Genomic DNA, 12,716 nt, shown 5'->3' with positions numbered 1-12,716 from the left:
CGGGCGGCCCTCTGCCCGCCCGTCTTTTCTTTCAGGCCTCGAGCAGTTGCACCGCATAGCGGTGCAGCGCGTGCGCCGAATCGGCCAGCGCATCGACCACGCCGAAGTGGTCCAGCCCCGGCAGCACCTCGCACACCGGCACGGTGTGGCGGCCCCAGGCCTCGCGGATCATCGCGTTGTGGCGGATGAACTCCGCACTCTCGTTGCCCCCCACCGCCGCATAGAGCTGGCCGCGCGCCGGCGCAGGCCACAGCGCCGGGCTCGCGCGTCGCGCGTCGGCATCGGTGAGCTTCAGCGTGTGCTCGAGGAAGGGCGTGCGCTGCAGCGGCCGCAGGTCGAACAGGCCCGAGACCGACAACGCATTGCGCACCAGTTGCGCGGGCAGATCGGGCGCCACCGCCTTCCAGTCGCAGGCCAGCAACGCCGCCGCCATGTGGCCGCCCGCGGAATGCCCCGCGACGGTGATGCGCGAAGGGTCGCCGCCATGCGCTGCCACATGGCGCCACGTCCATTCCAGCGCCCGCACCATCTGCAAGAGGATGCCCGGCACCGTCACCGGCTGGTCGACCGGGCCCGGGCACAGCGCGTAGTTGGGCTGCACCACGCAGATGCCGCGGTCGTGGAAGGCGGGGCTGATGAACGAGTGGTCCTTCTTGTCCATGGCGCGCCAGTAGCCGCCGTGGATGAAGACCAGCACCGGCGCATCGGGCACGGGCGCCGGAAAGATATCGAGCGTTTCGTTCGGTCCGGTGCCGTAGGGAACATCGATGCGGCACGGCAGCGTGTCGCGCGCCGCGGCGGAATCGCGCCCCCAGCGCGCGAAGTAGGCGGGGTGGTCCTTCACCCGCGCCAGGTTGTTGTACATGCCTTCCAGCCAGGCGGGGTCGTGCGCTTCCATGCGGTGTTTGCTCCTTGTTTTTCCGGGGCGCATCTTGGCACGGCCGCGTGCATGGAAATGCGCGGCTGGATAAAATGTGGCCTGTGTTGGGGGGGTAGCTCAGCTGGGAGAGCGCCGCGTTCGCAATGCGGAGGTCGGGAGTTCGATCCTCCTCCTCTCCACCAACCGACCCAGCAAAAAGGCCTTGGCAATCGCCAAGGCCTTTTTCATTTGCAGCTGTGCGCTGCGGCCGGGAAATATCAGGCGTCGAGCGTCAGGTGCTGGCCGTGCAATGCCGCGGCGCCCGGCGATGCCAGGAAGCCGATGGTCTGCGCCGCGACCGAGGTCGACACCCACTCGGCCGGGTTCGCGTCGGGCATCGCCTGGCGGTTGGCCGGCGTGTCCAGCACGCTGGGCGCCACGCTGTTGATGTTCACGCCGTGCGGCGCAGCCTCGGCCGCCATCGACTCCACCAGCCGCTGCAGCGCGCTCTTCGACGCGATGTACGCCGCCATGGCCGGCAGGCCGCGCGCCGCCACCTTGGCCGTCACCGCGATGATGCGGCCCGCGCGGCGCTCGATCATCGAGGGCAGCACGGCCTGCGTCACGGCGACGAACGACCAGGCGTTGAGATTCATCATCCGGTCCCAGCTCGCACGCGTGAGTGCGTGCGTCGCCTCGCCCATCTCGAAGCCGCCGGCAATGTGCACCAGCGCATCGACGCGGCCGCCGAAGGCCTGCAGCACCTGGCCGGTGAGCGCGGCCATGTCGGGCGCCGAGGTCACGTCGCCGGCAAGCAGCAGGTGCTGTGAGTTGTCCAGGCCCGGGAAGACTTCGGCCAGGCGACCGGCGTGGTGATCGACCAGCGCGAGCCGCGCGCCCTGGTCAAGAAAGTGCTGGGCCACGGCACGGCCCAGTGCGCCCGCGGCGCCGGTGATCAGGACATGGGGGGTGTTGCTTGCATCGCTCATCGAAATTTCTCCTCTGACAGGGATGGGGTCGGGCCCCGAAGGTCGCGCATCCTAACGCCGTCGTACAAATGTGCAGAAATTTTTTGAAGTCCCAAAAAGATTGGTATATACTCGTGGTCTTGCCAGAAAACACTAACGGTTTTCAAAGCAAGGGCTCTTAGCTCAGTTGGTAGAGCAGCGGACTCTTAATCCGTAGGTCGAGTGTTCGAGTCACTCAGGGCCCACCAACCAACATCGCGGCAACGCTGGAAAGCCTGCTACCCACAAGGTAGCAGGCTTTTTTCATGGTGCGTTCACTTGTACGTTTGATCGCGCCGACGCGAACCTTCGCAAGCCCCTCCCCGACATCCCGTGAAGAAATCCAAACCCGCGCCATCGCCGAAATCCTTCGACCTCAAGCAGCACTGGCATTGGGGCCGCGGCATGCGCCAGTTGCGCATCGCCGACTTCCTGAAAGACGGCCGCCTGCTGGTCCCCGGCGACCTCACGGGCGAAGGCCCGGCCACCGATGACGGCACCGGCGCACTGCGCACCGTGGGCGGCGTGCAGGTCGGCAGCGCCGACTATGAAACCGGCCTGATGTGGGTCGGCCGCAAGCTGCGCGAAGGCGACCTGCCGAGCAAGCCCCAGGGCTGACCTAGCTACGGCGCCGTGACGCGCCGCAAGAACTGCAGCGAGCGCTCCAGCGCCAGCCGCCCCGGCGCATCGTCGAGGTTGAACTGGTACTCGTGCGGCAACGCCGGCGTTTGATCGGCGGGGAAGAACAGGCTGTCGACCTGCACGCCCTTCGCCATCAGCGTTTCAGCCATCGACCGCGACTGCCCTTCGAGCGGATCGCCGTTGCCCGCGGTGATGAACGACGGCGGAAAGGCCCCGGTCACATAACGGCGCACCGACGCAGTCTCGAAGGCCGGCGCGTTCTGGAAATCCTTGCTGCCGCTGTACGACCAGAACACGGTCCGCAGGAAGCCGCCGAAGGCACCGTCGAGTTTGGCCTGCGCCGCGTCGTAGGCCCCGCAGTGCAGCAGCATGCCGCGCAGCTGCTCGCGCGCGATGACGGGCGTGAGACCGACGGCTTTCGCGTAGCCCGGCACGGCCACGGCGTTCGCGACCTGCGCGACGATGTGCGCCCCCGCAGAGTCACCGGCCAGCACGAGTCGCGTCGGGTCCACGCCCAACCTCGCTGCCTCACGCACGAGATAGCCCAGCGCCGTGTTCACCTGCCGCACCGGCACCGGATAGCCCTGGCCCGGCGCGATCGAATAGCCGACGGCCACCACGGTGAAGCCCTGCCCCGCCAGCACGCGCGCGTAGTTCGCCACGTCGCGCCGGTGGCCCGAGACCCAGGCGCCGCCGTGCACCCACACGATGGTGGGCAAGAGCTGCGCGCCCGCCGAGGCCGGACGGAACACGTCGAGGTAGGCATCCGGGTCGGCCTCGTCGTAGTGCTGATCGAGCACCGCCGAGATGCCAGTCGGCACGTGCTTCTGCAGCGACTGCGACGCGGCGTCCGAGCCCTTGCCGAAGGCATAGCGGATCATCAACACCGAGGGCCACGGGCTCCACTGGAACGCGGCATAGCCCACGATCGCGAGGCCGACGATGACGCCGAGGATCCGCAGCAGGATGGTCTTGAGCTTCACGGTGGGGCGCCTGCACCGGACGGTCCGGCGCTTCAGGGAGCACCCCGCATTCTGCTTGCCACGGGCAGTGCCCCGCTATGCTCGCCTCACATGTCGCCACCGCCCGTCATCGCGCCCTCCTCCGCGCTCACACAACCGCTGCGCCACGCAGCGCGCACGCTGTGCGCAGCCCTGGTGTTCGCGGCGGCGCCCACCTTCGCATCGGCCGCGTCCGGCTGCCTTGCCACGGCCTCCTACATTCCGCCACCGCCGCGCGCCCTCGCGATGGCGGCGTTGGCGCGCCAGGAGCACGTTGCCTTCGGCAGCCAGACGATGGACGCCGAAGGCCGGCTCACCGAGTCTGGCTATTCGGAAGCAGAAGACACGCGCTATCCGATCGACGCGCTGCCCGCATGGCAACGCGTGCTGCGCTACTGGCGCGCGGTCGATCCGTCGAGCGAGCGGTTGCCTTCTCTCGTTCGCTTCGGCGCCCCGCACGCGGCCGACCGCACGCGATTGACCGACGCGCTGAACCAGGCGAGCGCCGCGCGCCTGCAAGGCCTGGGTGTCGGCCCCGGCCAGGGGCTGGCCGCGCCGGACCAGCGCGCCCTCGAAGTGGCCCTGCAGCGTGTCGCGGTGATCGACACGCCCTGGTCCGCCGCGTTCATCAGCTGGGTCGCGCGCGAGGCCGGGCTCGGCGCCGACGAGTTCGTCCTTTCCGAGGCCCACGTCGACTACGCCGGCGCCGCGTGGCAGGCCGGCATCGACGAGGCCGCGGGCCGCGCAACACCGCAGGCCCTGCGCGCCTGCGACCTGATGCGCACGCCGCCACGCCCGGGCGACCTGGTCTGCCATGCACGTGGCGCGCGCGGCACCGCGCTCGACCGCTTCGCCAAGATCGGCGAGGTGCTCGCCGCGCGCCCCACGGGCGGCGCGCCGTTGCCGATGCACTGCGATGTGGTGGTGGGTGTGGACGGGGCGGGCTTCGATGCCGTGGGCGGCAACGTGCTGCAGTCGGTCACCTTGCGGCGCCTGGCCTTTGCGCCCGGCACGCGGCTGCTGGACCCGAGCTACCTGCCCGAAGGCTGCACGGCGGGCCGCAGCGCATGCGTCGATCGCCACATGAGCCGGCAGCCGTGGTCGCTGCTGCTGCAGTGGCGTTGAAAGAAAAAACAGGAACGGTGGGGCGCGTGCCCCGCTCCGTCAGTCGCGGTAGTACACCTCGACAGCGCCCTTGAGCTTGATCAGCAGCGGGTAGCCCTTGCGGTCCAGCGTGCGGCCGGCGGGCACCTTGATCCAGCCTTCGCTGATGCAGTATTCCTCGACGTCCAGGCGGTCCTTGCCGTTGAAGCGGATGCCGATCGGGTGCTCGAACACGGCGGGAATGTGGTGCGGGCTGCGCGGATCGGTCGAGAGATGGTCGGGCAGCGTGGGCTTGGAGGTGGCTTCTTCGGTCATGGGGAAACGGGTGTCTGAATCGACCCGAATGATAGAACCTGCCGCATGCCCCTTCGCGGGCGCCGCTAGCGCCGCTTCTTCCAGGCCTTGGGCGGCGGCTTCGGCCCGAAGCCCAGCGCGGCCCGCGCGAGCGCGTCGGCCTCGGCGTTGCGGTGGCGCGGAATCCATTGCACGCGCGCCTCGTCGAAGCCCTGCAGCAGCGTGCGCGCCTCCTCGAACAGCGGCGCCATGCGCACGATCGGCCGCACGTCGGCAGCGCCGCTCAACTGTTCGACCAGCGTGCTGTTGTCGCTGAAGGCCTGCACGCTCGTGGCGCCGCGCGCCTGCAGCTCGCGCAGCGCGAGCGTCAGTGCCCGCAGCTCGGCCTCGTTGTTGCAGCCCGTGGTGTGCGTGGCCTGCGAGAAGGTGTGGCGGGTGCCGTCGGGCTGCGTGATGACGACGCCGACGCCCATGCGCCCGGGGTTCGGCATGGCACTGCCGTCGCAATGGACGACCCACGGGGAAAGGCGCTCGGGCGCGGCAACGGTCATGAAGAAACAGGAAGCAGAGGAACGAGGAACGAACGCGCTCAGCAGTTGCTGCGCTTGATGCCCGCGAGATTGCACGGCCGCTGGCCGGGTGGCGGCCCCGGATCGCGCGGCGGACGCGGCGGCCGGGGGTGATACCCCGGTCGCGGCGGGCCGTAGTACGGATCGCCGCCCCAGATGTAGGTCGGCCCCGGGTCGGCCGCAGGCGCCTCGCCCACCGGGTAGCGCGGAATGATGGCCGGCCCCGAGGGCGCGGGCTGCGGCGGTGGGGCGGACGGTGCCGCGTAGTCCGACCGGCGCGCTGTGTCCTCCTCGCTGGAGGCGCGCGGTGGTGCAGGCGGCGGCTCGTCGATGCGCAGCTGCCGCGACTGCCTGGTGCCCGGCGGGCAGGCGCCGTCGGTGTAGACGATGCGGCCGTCGGCGTCGGTGCAGCGCACCACCTCCGCCTGCGCGGCCGGAGCGGCCACGACAAGCCAGAGCAGCGAAACGAAGAGAAAGGTGGTGGAGCGCATGGAGACGCCCTTTGTAACAGTGCGCGGCCGCTCGAACAAGCGGGCACGCAGAAACGGGTGGGGGATGAGGCTCGCAGCAGAGGAAAAGTCGATGCCGGCCGGCACGTCAACGCGACTTGGCTCGCGCCCCTTTCCTGGCCGGAGGACTGGCCTGCGTGGTGATGCGCGGGTAGTGCTCGAAGGTGTGTTTCATCACGTCGCGCAGCCAGACCACGGCCGGGTCGTGGTGAAAGCGCGGATGCCAGTGCTGGTTGAGTTGAAACTGGGGCACGGGCACCGGCGGCTCGAACATGCGCACCGTGCCCATGCGGGCGAAGACCTCCGCCAGTTCGCGCGGCACCGTCGCGAGCAGATCGGCGTGCCGGTCCATCAGGAGCGGAACCATCAGGAAGTGGGGCGTCATCACGGCCACGGTGCGGCGGATGCCCTGGTCTTCCAGCACCTTGTCGTAGCTCTCCGCCGAGTGGCCGGTGAGCGAGACCACGATGTGCCGCATCGCCTCGAAGCGCTCGCGCGTGAGGGTGGCGCCGATGTCCTTGTTCCGCGCGCTGGCGATGGTCACGAAGGAGTGCAGGAACAGGCGCTGATGAAACAGCCCCTCGGGCGCCGCACGGATGGACCCCACCGCCAGGTCGGCCTCGCCTGACGCAAGCAGCCCTTCGACCTGCTCGAGCGGCACCTGCAGCGTGCGCAGCGAGCATCCGGGCGCCTCCTTCTTGAAGCGCTCGAGCAGCGGCGGCAGGAACACCAGTTCGCCCATGTCGGTCATGCACAGGGTGAAGGTGCGTCGCGCCAGTGCGGGCTCGAACCGGGCGCCCGCCAGGATCTGCTGGCGCACGGTGGTCATCACCTCCACCACCGCGGCGCGCATGCCCTCGGCCTTGCGCGTGGGCTCCATGCGGCTGCCGACCTTGACGAACAAGGGATCGTCGAAAAAAGCACGCAGCCGGTTGAGCGCATGGCTCATCGCACTCTGCGTCAGTCCGAGGCCCTGCGCAGCCTTCGTGACACTGGCCTCGCGAAACATCGCGTCGAAGACCGCCAGCAAGTTCAGGTCGAGGTTTTCCGCATGCATGCCGCGCATTCTAGGAATGACTGAAATGACATTGATACATGAGAACCCTCGTCCTACGCTCTGCCCATGCCGTGACCCGAACGCGGCGAACAACAAAGGAGACGCCCCATGTTCATCAAAAACACCTGGTACGTGGCTGCCTGGGACAACGAGCTCACGCCGCAGGGCCTGTTCGCCCGCACCATCATCGGCGTGCCCGTTCTCATGTACCGCAAGGACGACGGCGAGATCGTCGCCATGGAAGACCGCTGCTGCCACCGCGGCGCGCCCCTGTCGGTGGGGCGGCGAGAAGGCGACTGCGTGCGCTGCATGTACCACGGCCTGAAGTTCGACGCCTCGGGCCAGTGCATCGAGGCGCCCGCCCAGAAGCGCATTCCCATCCAGGCCAGGGTGCGCACCTTCCCGGTGGTGCAACGCCACCGCTGGGTCTGGATCTGGATGGGCGCTCCCGACAAGGCCGACCCTGCGCTGATCCCCGACACGCCCTGGCTGGACGACCCGCACTGGCGCAGCCTGGACGGCTACATCCACTACGACGTCAACTACCTGCTGATCTGCGACAACCTGCTGGACTTTTCCCACCTGCCCTTCGTGCACCCGACCACGCTGGGAGGCAGTGCGGACTACGCCGCCGCCCAGCCCAAGGTCGAACGCATCGACAACGGCGTGCGCATCACCCGGTGGGCCCTCGACACCGAGCCGCCGCCTTTTGCCCAGGCGGTCAAGGACTGGGGCAGCAGGGTCGATCGATGGAACATCTACAACTTCACCATCCCGGCCGTCCTGCTGATGGACTCCGGCATGGCGCCCACCGGCCAGGGCGCTGCCGAAGGCAACCGCGACGGTGCGATCGAATTTCGTGGCTGCCAGGCCATCACGCCCGAGACGGAAAACTCCACCCACTACTTCTTCGCGCATCCCCACAACTTCGCCATCGACCAACCCGAAGTCACGCACTCGATCCACCAGGCCGTGGTGGATGCCTTCGATGAAGACCGCGACATCATCACCGCGCAGCAAAGGAGCCTGGCGCTGGCGCCCGACTTCAAGATGATGGCCTTCGGCATCGACGCCGCGCTGAACCAGTTCCGCTGGATGGTCTCGCGCCGGCTGGAAGAAGAAGCGCTCGAGGAAGCCGCGGCCCGCCCTGCCGCCACAGCAGCGCCCGAACCCGTCAAGGCCTGAGCCATGAAGCTCCTCGTCACCCGCCTCACGCAAGAGGCGCAGGATGTGCTCGGCCTGGAATTGCGTGCGCAGGACGGCACCGCGCTGCCGCCCTTCACCTCGGGCGCCCATGTGGACCTGCTGCTGCCCGGCGACATCCGCCGCCAGTACTCGCTGGCCAACTCGCCGCTGGAGCGCCACCGCTACGTGCTCGGTGTGGGCCTGGCGCCAGCTTCGCGCGGCGGCTCGGCCTTCGTTCACCAGCGCCTTGCCGTGGGCGATGTGCTCGAGGTGGGCGCGCCGCGCGCCCTGTTCGGCATCGACCCGGCCGCCACCGAGCATCTGTTCGTGGCCGGGGGCATCGGCATCACGCCCATCCTGAGCATGATCCTCTGGTGCGAGGCCAACGCCAGGCCCTGGAAGCTGCTGTACTGCGTGCGCACGCGGGCCCGTGCCGCCTATGCGTGGACATTGGCGCGCCACCATGACCGCGTGCAGCTGCACGTGGACCAGGAAGCGGCGGGCGCGCCACCCGACCTGGCGGGCTGGCTGGCCGGTGCGGCCCCGGGCGCCCACGTCTACTGCTGCGGCCCCGAAGGGCTGATGAACGCGGTCGGTGCGGCCGCAGGCGTTGTCGGCATCGACAAGGCGGCCACCCATTTCGAACGCTTCGCACCGCCGGAACCCGCCACGCCCGCAGCGCCGGCCGGCACCTTCACCGTGGTGCTGCATCGCAGCGGCCAGAGGATCGAGGTCGCACCGCGGCAGAGCCTGCTCGACGCACTGGAAGGCGCCCACGTCAGCATTCCCTTCTCGTGCCGCGAAGGCATGTGCCGCAGCTGCGAGGTGCCGCTGCTCGAGGGCGAGGCGGATCACCGCGACTTCGTGCTCAGCGACGAAGAGCGCGACAGCCACACCTGCATCCTGCCCTGCGTGTCTCGCGCGCGCAGCGCCGTGCTCGTCCTCGATCTCTGACGCCCCCAACAACAAGCAGACAACCCAACCCCACCACTGGAGACAACCATGTTCAAGAAAATGACTGCCGCATGCGCAGCGATCACGCTGGCGCTGCCCATCGCCGCGCAGGAGAGCTACCCCTCGCGGCCGATCCGCCTCGTCGTGCCCTACGCCGCCGGCGGTGCGACCGACTTCGTGGCACGCACCCTGGGCGATCGCCTGTCGAAATCGATGGGGCAGCCGGTGGTGGTGGACAACAAGGCGGGTGCGGCGGGCGCCATCGGCGCCGGCGAAGTCGGCCGCGCCAAGCCCGACGGCTACACGCTGCTGATGACCATCACCGATTCGCAGATCAACAACACGGCGCTGTTCAAGACCCTGGCGTACGACCCGCAGAAGGACTTCGTCGGCGTCACGCAGGTGGTGCGCAGCCCGGCGCTGATTTCCACGCACCCCGGCACCGGCATCAAGAGCATCGAAGACCTGAAGGCCAAGGTGGCCAAGGGCGTGAAACTGAGCTACGGGTCCTGGGGCGTCGGCGGGCTGGGCCACCTGGCCGGCGAGAGCCTCAACCGCGGCCTGAATGCAGGCATGGTGCATGTGCCGCAGCGCGGCGAAGGGCCGGTGGTGACCGACCTGCTGTCGGGCACCATCGACGTCGGACTGTCGTCGGTGCCCAGCGCGATGCAGCATGTGCCAACGGGCAAGGTCGTGCCGCTGGCCGTGCTGGGACGACAACGCTCCACCTCGCTCCCGCAGGTTCCGACCATGAACGAGCTGGGCTTCAAGGACCCGCTCTACGACACCAACGTCTGGATCGGGCTGCTGGCACCGGCGAAGACGCCACAGCCCATCGTCGACAAGCTGGCCCGTGAAGTGCGCGCCATCGTCGGCTCGCCCGACGTCAGCCAGCTGTTCGTGGGCCGGGGCTTCGAGGTGATGAACAGCACGCCCGAGCAGTTCGCGGCGTCGTACAAGGAGGAGTTCAACGTGATCACCAGGCGGATGCGCGAGCTGGGCGTCGAGGCGCAATGAGGCAAGCGACCACCCGGACCGTCATGCAAGGACGACCGATGCATCTGCCGTGCGCCGACCGCCAGTGACTGTGTGGCCGGCCGCATCAGGCGTTCCCTAGGCGACAGGCGCGGCGCGGAGACTTTGCCATCATCGCGAACTCGACTGGCGCCCGCCGCCGGCTACACGGAGCCCTCCCCCATGACCTCGCCTTTCACCACCACCGCCCTGGGCCTGTGCGGCCCGCTGCGCCAGCCGCGCCAGATGCTGGCCGACCAGACCTACGACGACCACAAGTCGATCCACGACGACGCGACGGCCGAAACGCTGGGCCTGCGCGCCGGGCCGATCGAAGGGCCGACGCACTTCAGCCAGTTCGACCCGCTGCTGTTCCATGTGTTCGGACAGGCCTGGTTCGAAACCGGCTGCATCAGCGCCCACTACCAGAACATGGTGGTCGAGGGCGAGTCGGTGCGCGCCTTTGTCGACCTGCCCGCGCCCGGCGCCACCTTCGTGCGCCTGCGCGCCGAGAAGGCCGACGGCACACCGGTGCTGACCGGCACCGCGTCCGTGGGCGATGCCGCGCAGCACCCGCACGAGCTGCCCCAGCGCATCGCGAAGCTGCGCCCGCCCCAGGGCCTGGTCATCAACCGCGACCTGCGCGTGGGCCAACGCGGCGCCGTCGTCGAGAAGATCCGCATGGGCTTCGACCAGCACATGGGCGACCACTACCCCTTCACATTGGCGGACAAGCTCAAGGTCATCACCGAGCCCTGCGACTGGTACACGCCCGAAGGCGGCAAGGGTTCGCCGTGGGGCCGGGCGATCATCCCGACCGAGATGATCAGCGTGCTGCTCGGCTCCACCAGCGCCGAGGCGCAACTGAGTGGCCGCAAGCCGGCGGTGGGCCTGTTCGCCGGGCAGGAAATCCGCCTCATCAAGGGACCGCTCTTCGTCGACCAGGACTACGAACTGGAGCGCGAGATCATCGCGCTGAGCGAAAGCGCGCGCACCGAGTCCGTGTGGGTGCGCACCCAGGTCTACGAGATGCCGTCGCGCACGCTCGTGGCCGAGATGATCCTCAACGGCGCGACGATGAAGGCGTCGTACCCGAACTACGAAGCCGAGGCCAAGGAGCTGGGGCTGGCCTGAGCGCGCGGTTCGGGCAGCTGCATCGAACGCCGTCGATCGAGGGGGCAGAATCCTCCTCTTTTTCCGGGTGCCGTATGCCAGCTGTACTTGAAGGGGGTTGCCTCTGCGGCAAGGTCCGATTCAGCACGACCCAGCCGCCGCTGCGCACGTTCGCGTGCCATTGCACGTTCTGCCAGCGCATGACCGGCACGTCCTTCTACGCCGAGTCGCTTTTTCCGATGGACGCCGTGCAGTTCAACGAAGGCGAACTGCGGCAGTACGCGCACCGATCGGACGGCAGCCACAAGCAGGTCTTCGTTCATTTCTGCCCCTCATGCGGCACGACGATGGGCCTGACCTTCGAGCGTTGGCCCGATGTGCGCGCCATCTCGCGCGGGTGCTACGACGACCCCAACGCGGTCGAACTCACGAGCCACATCTGGACCCGCTCCGCCCAGAGCGGCGTGGCCTTGCCGGCCGACGTGGATTGCTTTGCCGGGGCGCGGGCCACGCTCGACGGCCAGCCGGAGCCAGCCTCGCGGCATGAGGCGCCTGTCTTGGCCCGGCAAGACGGCGGGGCCTGAACTTTCGCTTCAGCCGCTCATCAGCGGCCATTCGCCCGACGACGGCGAAGCACGACCCCAAAGTAGTAGATGGAGAGGCACGTGAAGAGGCCTGCGACCACGGACCAGACGGCGCCCCCGCCGATCAGATTCGCTCCGTCGGGCGCGATGCAGCTGGAGGCGGATGCTTCGATGCAGTCCCTGTGCCTGTAATACCGCTCATGGAACGCCCACCAGAAGAACCCCGCCGCGGCGGCGCATGCGACGCAGAGGATGGCGGGCCGGGTGATTGGAAGAGAGTCTGTGGTCATGGGCTTGGATCGCTAAGCCGCGCAGCCTGGGAGCATCGCGGCGCACGATGCGAATGAGCGCTTCGGAAGAAATCCTCGCGGCGGACGTTCAGCGCGGTCGAGACGCCACACGGAGCGCCTCTTCCCTGATGTAGGAAGAAGCCGCCGTGTTCGCCAGGTCGTGCAGCGTCTGCAGCAATGAAACGCCGCCGATCTCTGTCGTGCCGGCGTTCAGGATGCGACCGACCATGGCGATGCCGAGTTCGCTGGGCTGTCGCGCGAGGGAGCGAAGAAGCTCAGGCTGGTAGTTGGGCAAGCTCTCCAATCCGTGAACGATGGTCCACATGACCCCGTAGCCGTCTTCCTCGGGGTAGCGCTCGAAAACGCTCAGCATTTCGGGCATGGCTTGCTCCGGATTGCCTGCCCTCCAGAGTTCATCCAGAAGCGAGTCCAGGTGGCGCCAGCTGCCGTCCTCCGGAGGTTCGAAGTTGGCGATGTCGTGAGCGATCTCGGAAGTGGTTCGAGGCATTGAAAGTCTTGTGCGCGTGGCTGCTT

At 68.4% G+C, this 12,716-nt stretch carries 15 protein-coding genes and 2 tRNA genes; 9 read left to right on the top strand and 8 right to left on the bottom strand.

Going from position 1 to position 12,716, the window contains the following annotated elements; translation table 11 throughout:
* Window positions 1–31: 31 nt before the first annotated feature.
* On the bottom strand, window positions 32–898 hold the full coding sequence (locus tag AC07SQ_RS13185) for an alpha/beta hydrolase (RefSeq protein WP_495270949.1): 867 nt from the start codon (window positions 896–898) through the stop codon (window positions 32–34).
* An 88-nt stretch (window positions 899–986) separates the two neighbouring features.
* Between AC07SQ_RS13185 and AC07SQ_RS13180 the strand changes: the two genes are divergently transcribed.
* Window positions 987–1,062 (top strand) — tRNA-Ala (locus tag AC07SQ_RS13180).
* Between the two features lie 75 nt (window positions 1,063–1,137).
* Here the strand turns inward: AC07SQ_RS13180 and AC07SQ_RS13175 are convergent.
* Window positions 1,138–1,848 (bottom strand): SDR family NAD(P)-dependent oxidoreductase, encoded by a 711-nt coding sequence (locus tag AC07SQ_RS13175; RefSeq protein ID WP_495270950.1) that lies wholly within the window; start codon window positions 1,846–1,848, stop codon window positions 1,138–1,140.
* A gap of 151 nt (window positions 1,849–1,999) precedes the next feature.
* Here AC07SQ_RS13175 and AC07SQ_RS13170 point away from each other — a divergent pair.
* A tRNA-Lys gene (locus AC07SQ_RS13170) sits at window positions 2,000–2,075 on the top strand.
* Window positions 2,076–2,199: 124 nt separating this feature from the next.
* Entirely contained in the window at window positions 2,200–2,484 is a 285-nt protein-coding gene (locus AC07SQ_RS13165) for a hypothetical protein (RefSeq protein WP_062468955.1), read from the top strand.
* A gap of 5 nt (window positions 2,485–2,489) precedes the next feature.
* Here the strand turns inward: AC07SQ_RS13165 and AC07SQ_RS13160 are convergent, their stop codons facing one another.
* Window positions 2,490–3,491, bottom strand: a complete 1,002-nt coding sequence (locus AC07SQ_RS13160; protein ID WP_495270951.1) for an alpha/beta hydrolase — start codon at window positions 3,489–3,491, stop codon at window positions 2,490–2,492.
* 90 nt (window positions 3,492–3,581) lie between these two features.
* Between AC07SQ_RS13160 and AC07SQ_RS13155 the strand changes: the two genes are divergently transcribed.
* A complete protein-coding gene (locus tag AC07SQ_RS13155) occupies window positions 3,582–4,634 on the top strand; it encodes a DUF2272 domain-containing protein (RefSeq protein WP_495270952.1) in 1,053 nt (350 codons plus the stop codon).
* 39 nt (window positions 4,635–4,673) lie between these two features.
* On the opposite strand, the gene AC07SQ_RS13150 is transcribed toward AC07SQ_RS13155, so the two are convergent.
* From AC07SQ_RS13150 to AC07SQ_RS13135, 4 genes are all read right to left on the bottom strand, one after another.
* Complete coding sequence (locus tag AC07SQ_RS13150; protein WP_062468964.1) at window positions 4,674–4,928, bottom strand: DUF3297 family protein; 255 nt, start codon at window positions 4,926–4,928, stop codon at window positions 4,674–4,676.
* A gap of 65 nt (window positions 4,929–4,993) precedes the next feature.
* A complete protein-coding gene (locus tag AC07SQ_RS13145; protein ID WP_495270953.1) occupies window positions 4,994–5,458 on the bottom strand; it encodes a ribonuclease HI family protein in 465 nt (154 codons plus the stop codon).
* Between the two features lie 38 nt (window positions 5,459–5,496).
* Window positions 5,497–5,967 carry a DUF4124 domain-containing protein gene (locus AC07SQ_RS13140; RefSeq protein WP_495270954.1) on the bottom strand — a complete coding sequence of 157 codons (471 nt, stop codon included), beginning with the start codon at window positions 5,965–5,967 and terminating at the stop codon, window positions 5,497–5,499.
* 106 nt (window positions 5,968–6,073) lie between these two features.
* Window positions 6,074–7,042: a LysR family transcriptional regulator gene (locus AC07SQ_RS13135; RefSeq protein ID WP_139701919.1), complete on the bottom strand. Its 969-nt coding sequence runs from the start codon at window positions 7,040–7,042 to the stop codon at window positions 6,074–6,076.
* 108 nt (window positions 7,043–7,150) lie between these two features.
* On the opposite strand from AC07SQ_RS13135, the gene AC07SQ_RS13130 reads away from it, so the two are divergent.
* From AC07SQ_RS13130 to AC07SQ_RS13110, 5 genes are all read left to right on the top strand, one after another.
* Window positions 7,151–8,227 carry an aromatic ring-hydroxylating dioxygenase subunit alpha gene (locus AC07SQ_RS13130; protein WP_495265351.1) on the top strand — a complete coding sequence of 359 codons (1,077 nt, stop codon included), beginning with the start codon at window positions 7,151–7,153 and terminating at the stop codon, window positions 8,225–8,227.
* 3 nt (window positions 8,228–8,230) lie between these two features.
* On the top strand, window positions 8,231–9,181 hold the full coding sequence (locus tag AC07SQ_RS13125) for a PDR/VanB family oxidoreductase (protein ID WP_495270955.1): 951 nt from the start codon (window positions 8,231–8,233) through the stop codon (window positions 9,179–9,181).
* Window positions 9,182–9,229: 48 nt separating this feature from the next.
* Window positions 9,230–10,198 carry a Bug family tripartite tricarboxylate transporter substrate binding protein gene (locus AC07SQ_RS13120; RefSeq protein WP_495270956.1) on the top strand — a complete coding sequence of 323 codons (969 nt, stop codon included), beginning with the start codon at window positions 9,230–9,232 and terminating at the stop codon, window positions 10,196–10,198.
* Between the two features lie 180 nt (window positions 10,199–10,378).
* Window positions 10,379–11,329: a hypothetical protein gene (locus AC07SQ_RS13115; RefSeq protein ID WP_495270957.1), complete on the top strand. Its 951-nt coding sequence runs from the start codon at window positions 10,379–10,381 to the stop codon at window positions 11,327–11,329.
* A 74-nt stretch (window positions 11,330–11,403) separates the two neighbouring features.
* A complete protein-coding gene (locus tag AC07SQ_RS13110; protein ID WP_495270958.1) occupies window positions 11,404–11,892 on the top strand; it encodes a GFA family protein in 489 nt (162 codons plus the stop codon).
* Window positions 11,893–12,270: 378 nt separating this feature from the next.
* Here the strand turns inward: AC07SQ_RS13110 and AC07SQ_RS13105 are convergent, their stop codons facing one another.
* The gene (locus AC07SQ_RS13105; RefSeq protein WP_495270959.1) at window positions 12,271–12,690 is read right to left on the bottom strand and encodes a hypothetical protein; all 420 of its coding nucleotides are present in this window, start codon (window positions 12,688–12,690) and stop codon (window positions 12,271–12,273) included.
* Window positions 12,691–12,716 lie beyond the last annotated feature (26 nt).

The organism is Variovorax sp. GW821-FHT06D12, assembly GCF_059419205.1.
This window is presented reverse-complemented; position numbering and strand designations above follow the sequence as displayed.

Coding starts and splice junctions, on each gene's coding strand:
- AC07SQ_RS13110 (WP_495270958.1), top strand. CDS start 11,404: ATGCCAGCTGTACTTGAAGGGGGTTGCCTCTGCGGCAAGGTCCGATTC.
- AC07SQ_RS13185 (WP_495270949.1), bottom strand. CDS start 898: ATGGAAGCGCACGACCCCGCCTGGCTGGAAGGCATGTACAACAACCTG.
- AC07SQ_RS13125 (WP_495270955.1), top strand. CDS start 8,231: ATGAAGCTCCTCGTCACCCGCCTCACGCAAGAGGCGCAGGATGTGCTC.
- AC07SQ_RS13115 (WP_495270957.1), top strand. CDS start 10,379: ATGACCTCGCCTTTCACCACCACCGCCCTGGGCCTGTGCGGCCCGCTG.
- AC07SQ_RS13120 (WP_495270956.1), top strand. CDS start 9,230: ATGTTCAAGAAAATGACTGCCGCATGCGCAGCGATCACGCTGGCGCTG.
- AC07SQ_RS13140 (WP_495270954.1), bottom strand. CDS start 5,967: ATGCGCTCCACCACCTTTCTCTTCGTTTCGCTGCTCTGGCTTGTCGTG.
- AC07SQ_RS13130 (WP_495265351.1), top strand. CDS start 7,151: ATGTTCATCAAAAACACCTGGTACGTGGCTGCCTGGGACAACGAGCTC.
- AC07SQ_RS13135 (WP_139701919.1), bottom strand. CDS start 7,042: ATGCATGCGGAAAACCTCGACCTGAACTTGCTGGCGGTCTTCGACGCG.
- AC07SQ_RS13155 (WP_495270952.1), top strand. CDS start 3,582: ATGTCGCCACCGCCCGTCATCGCGCCCTCCTCCGCGCTCACACAACCG.
- AC07SQ_RS13145 (WP_495270953.1), bottom strand. CDS start 5,458: ATGACCGTTGCCGCGCCCGAGCGCCTTTCCCCGTGGGTCGTCCATTGC.
- AC07SQ_RS13175 (WP_495270950.1), bottom strand. CDS start 1,848: ATGAGCGATGCAAGCAACACCCCCCATGTCCTGATCACCGGCGCCGCG.
- AC07SQ_RS13150 (WP_062468964.1), bottom strand. CDS start 4,928: ATGACCGAAGAAGCCACCTCCAAGCCCACGCTGCCCGACCATCTCTCG.
- AC07SQ_RS13105 (WP_495270959.1), bottom strand. CDS start 12,690: ATGCCTCGAACCACTTCCGAGATCGCTCACGACATCGCCAACTTCGAA.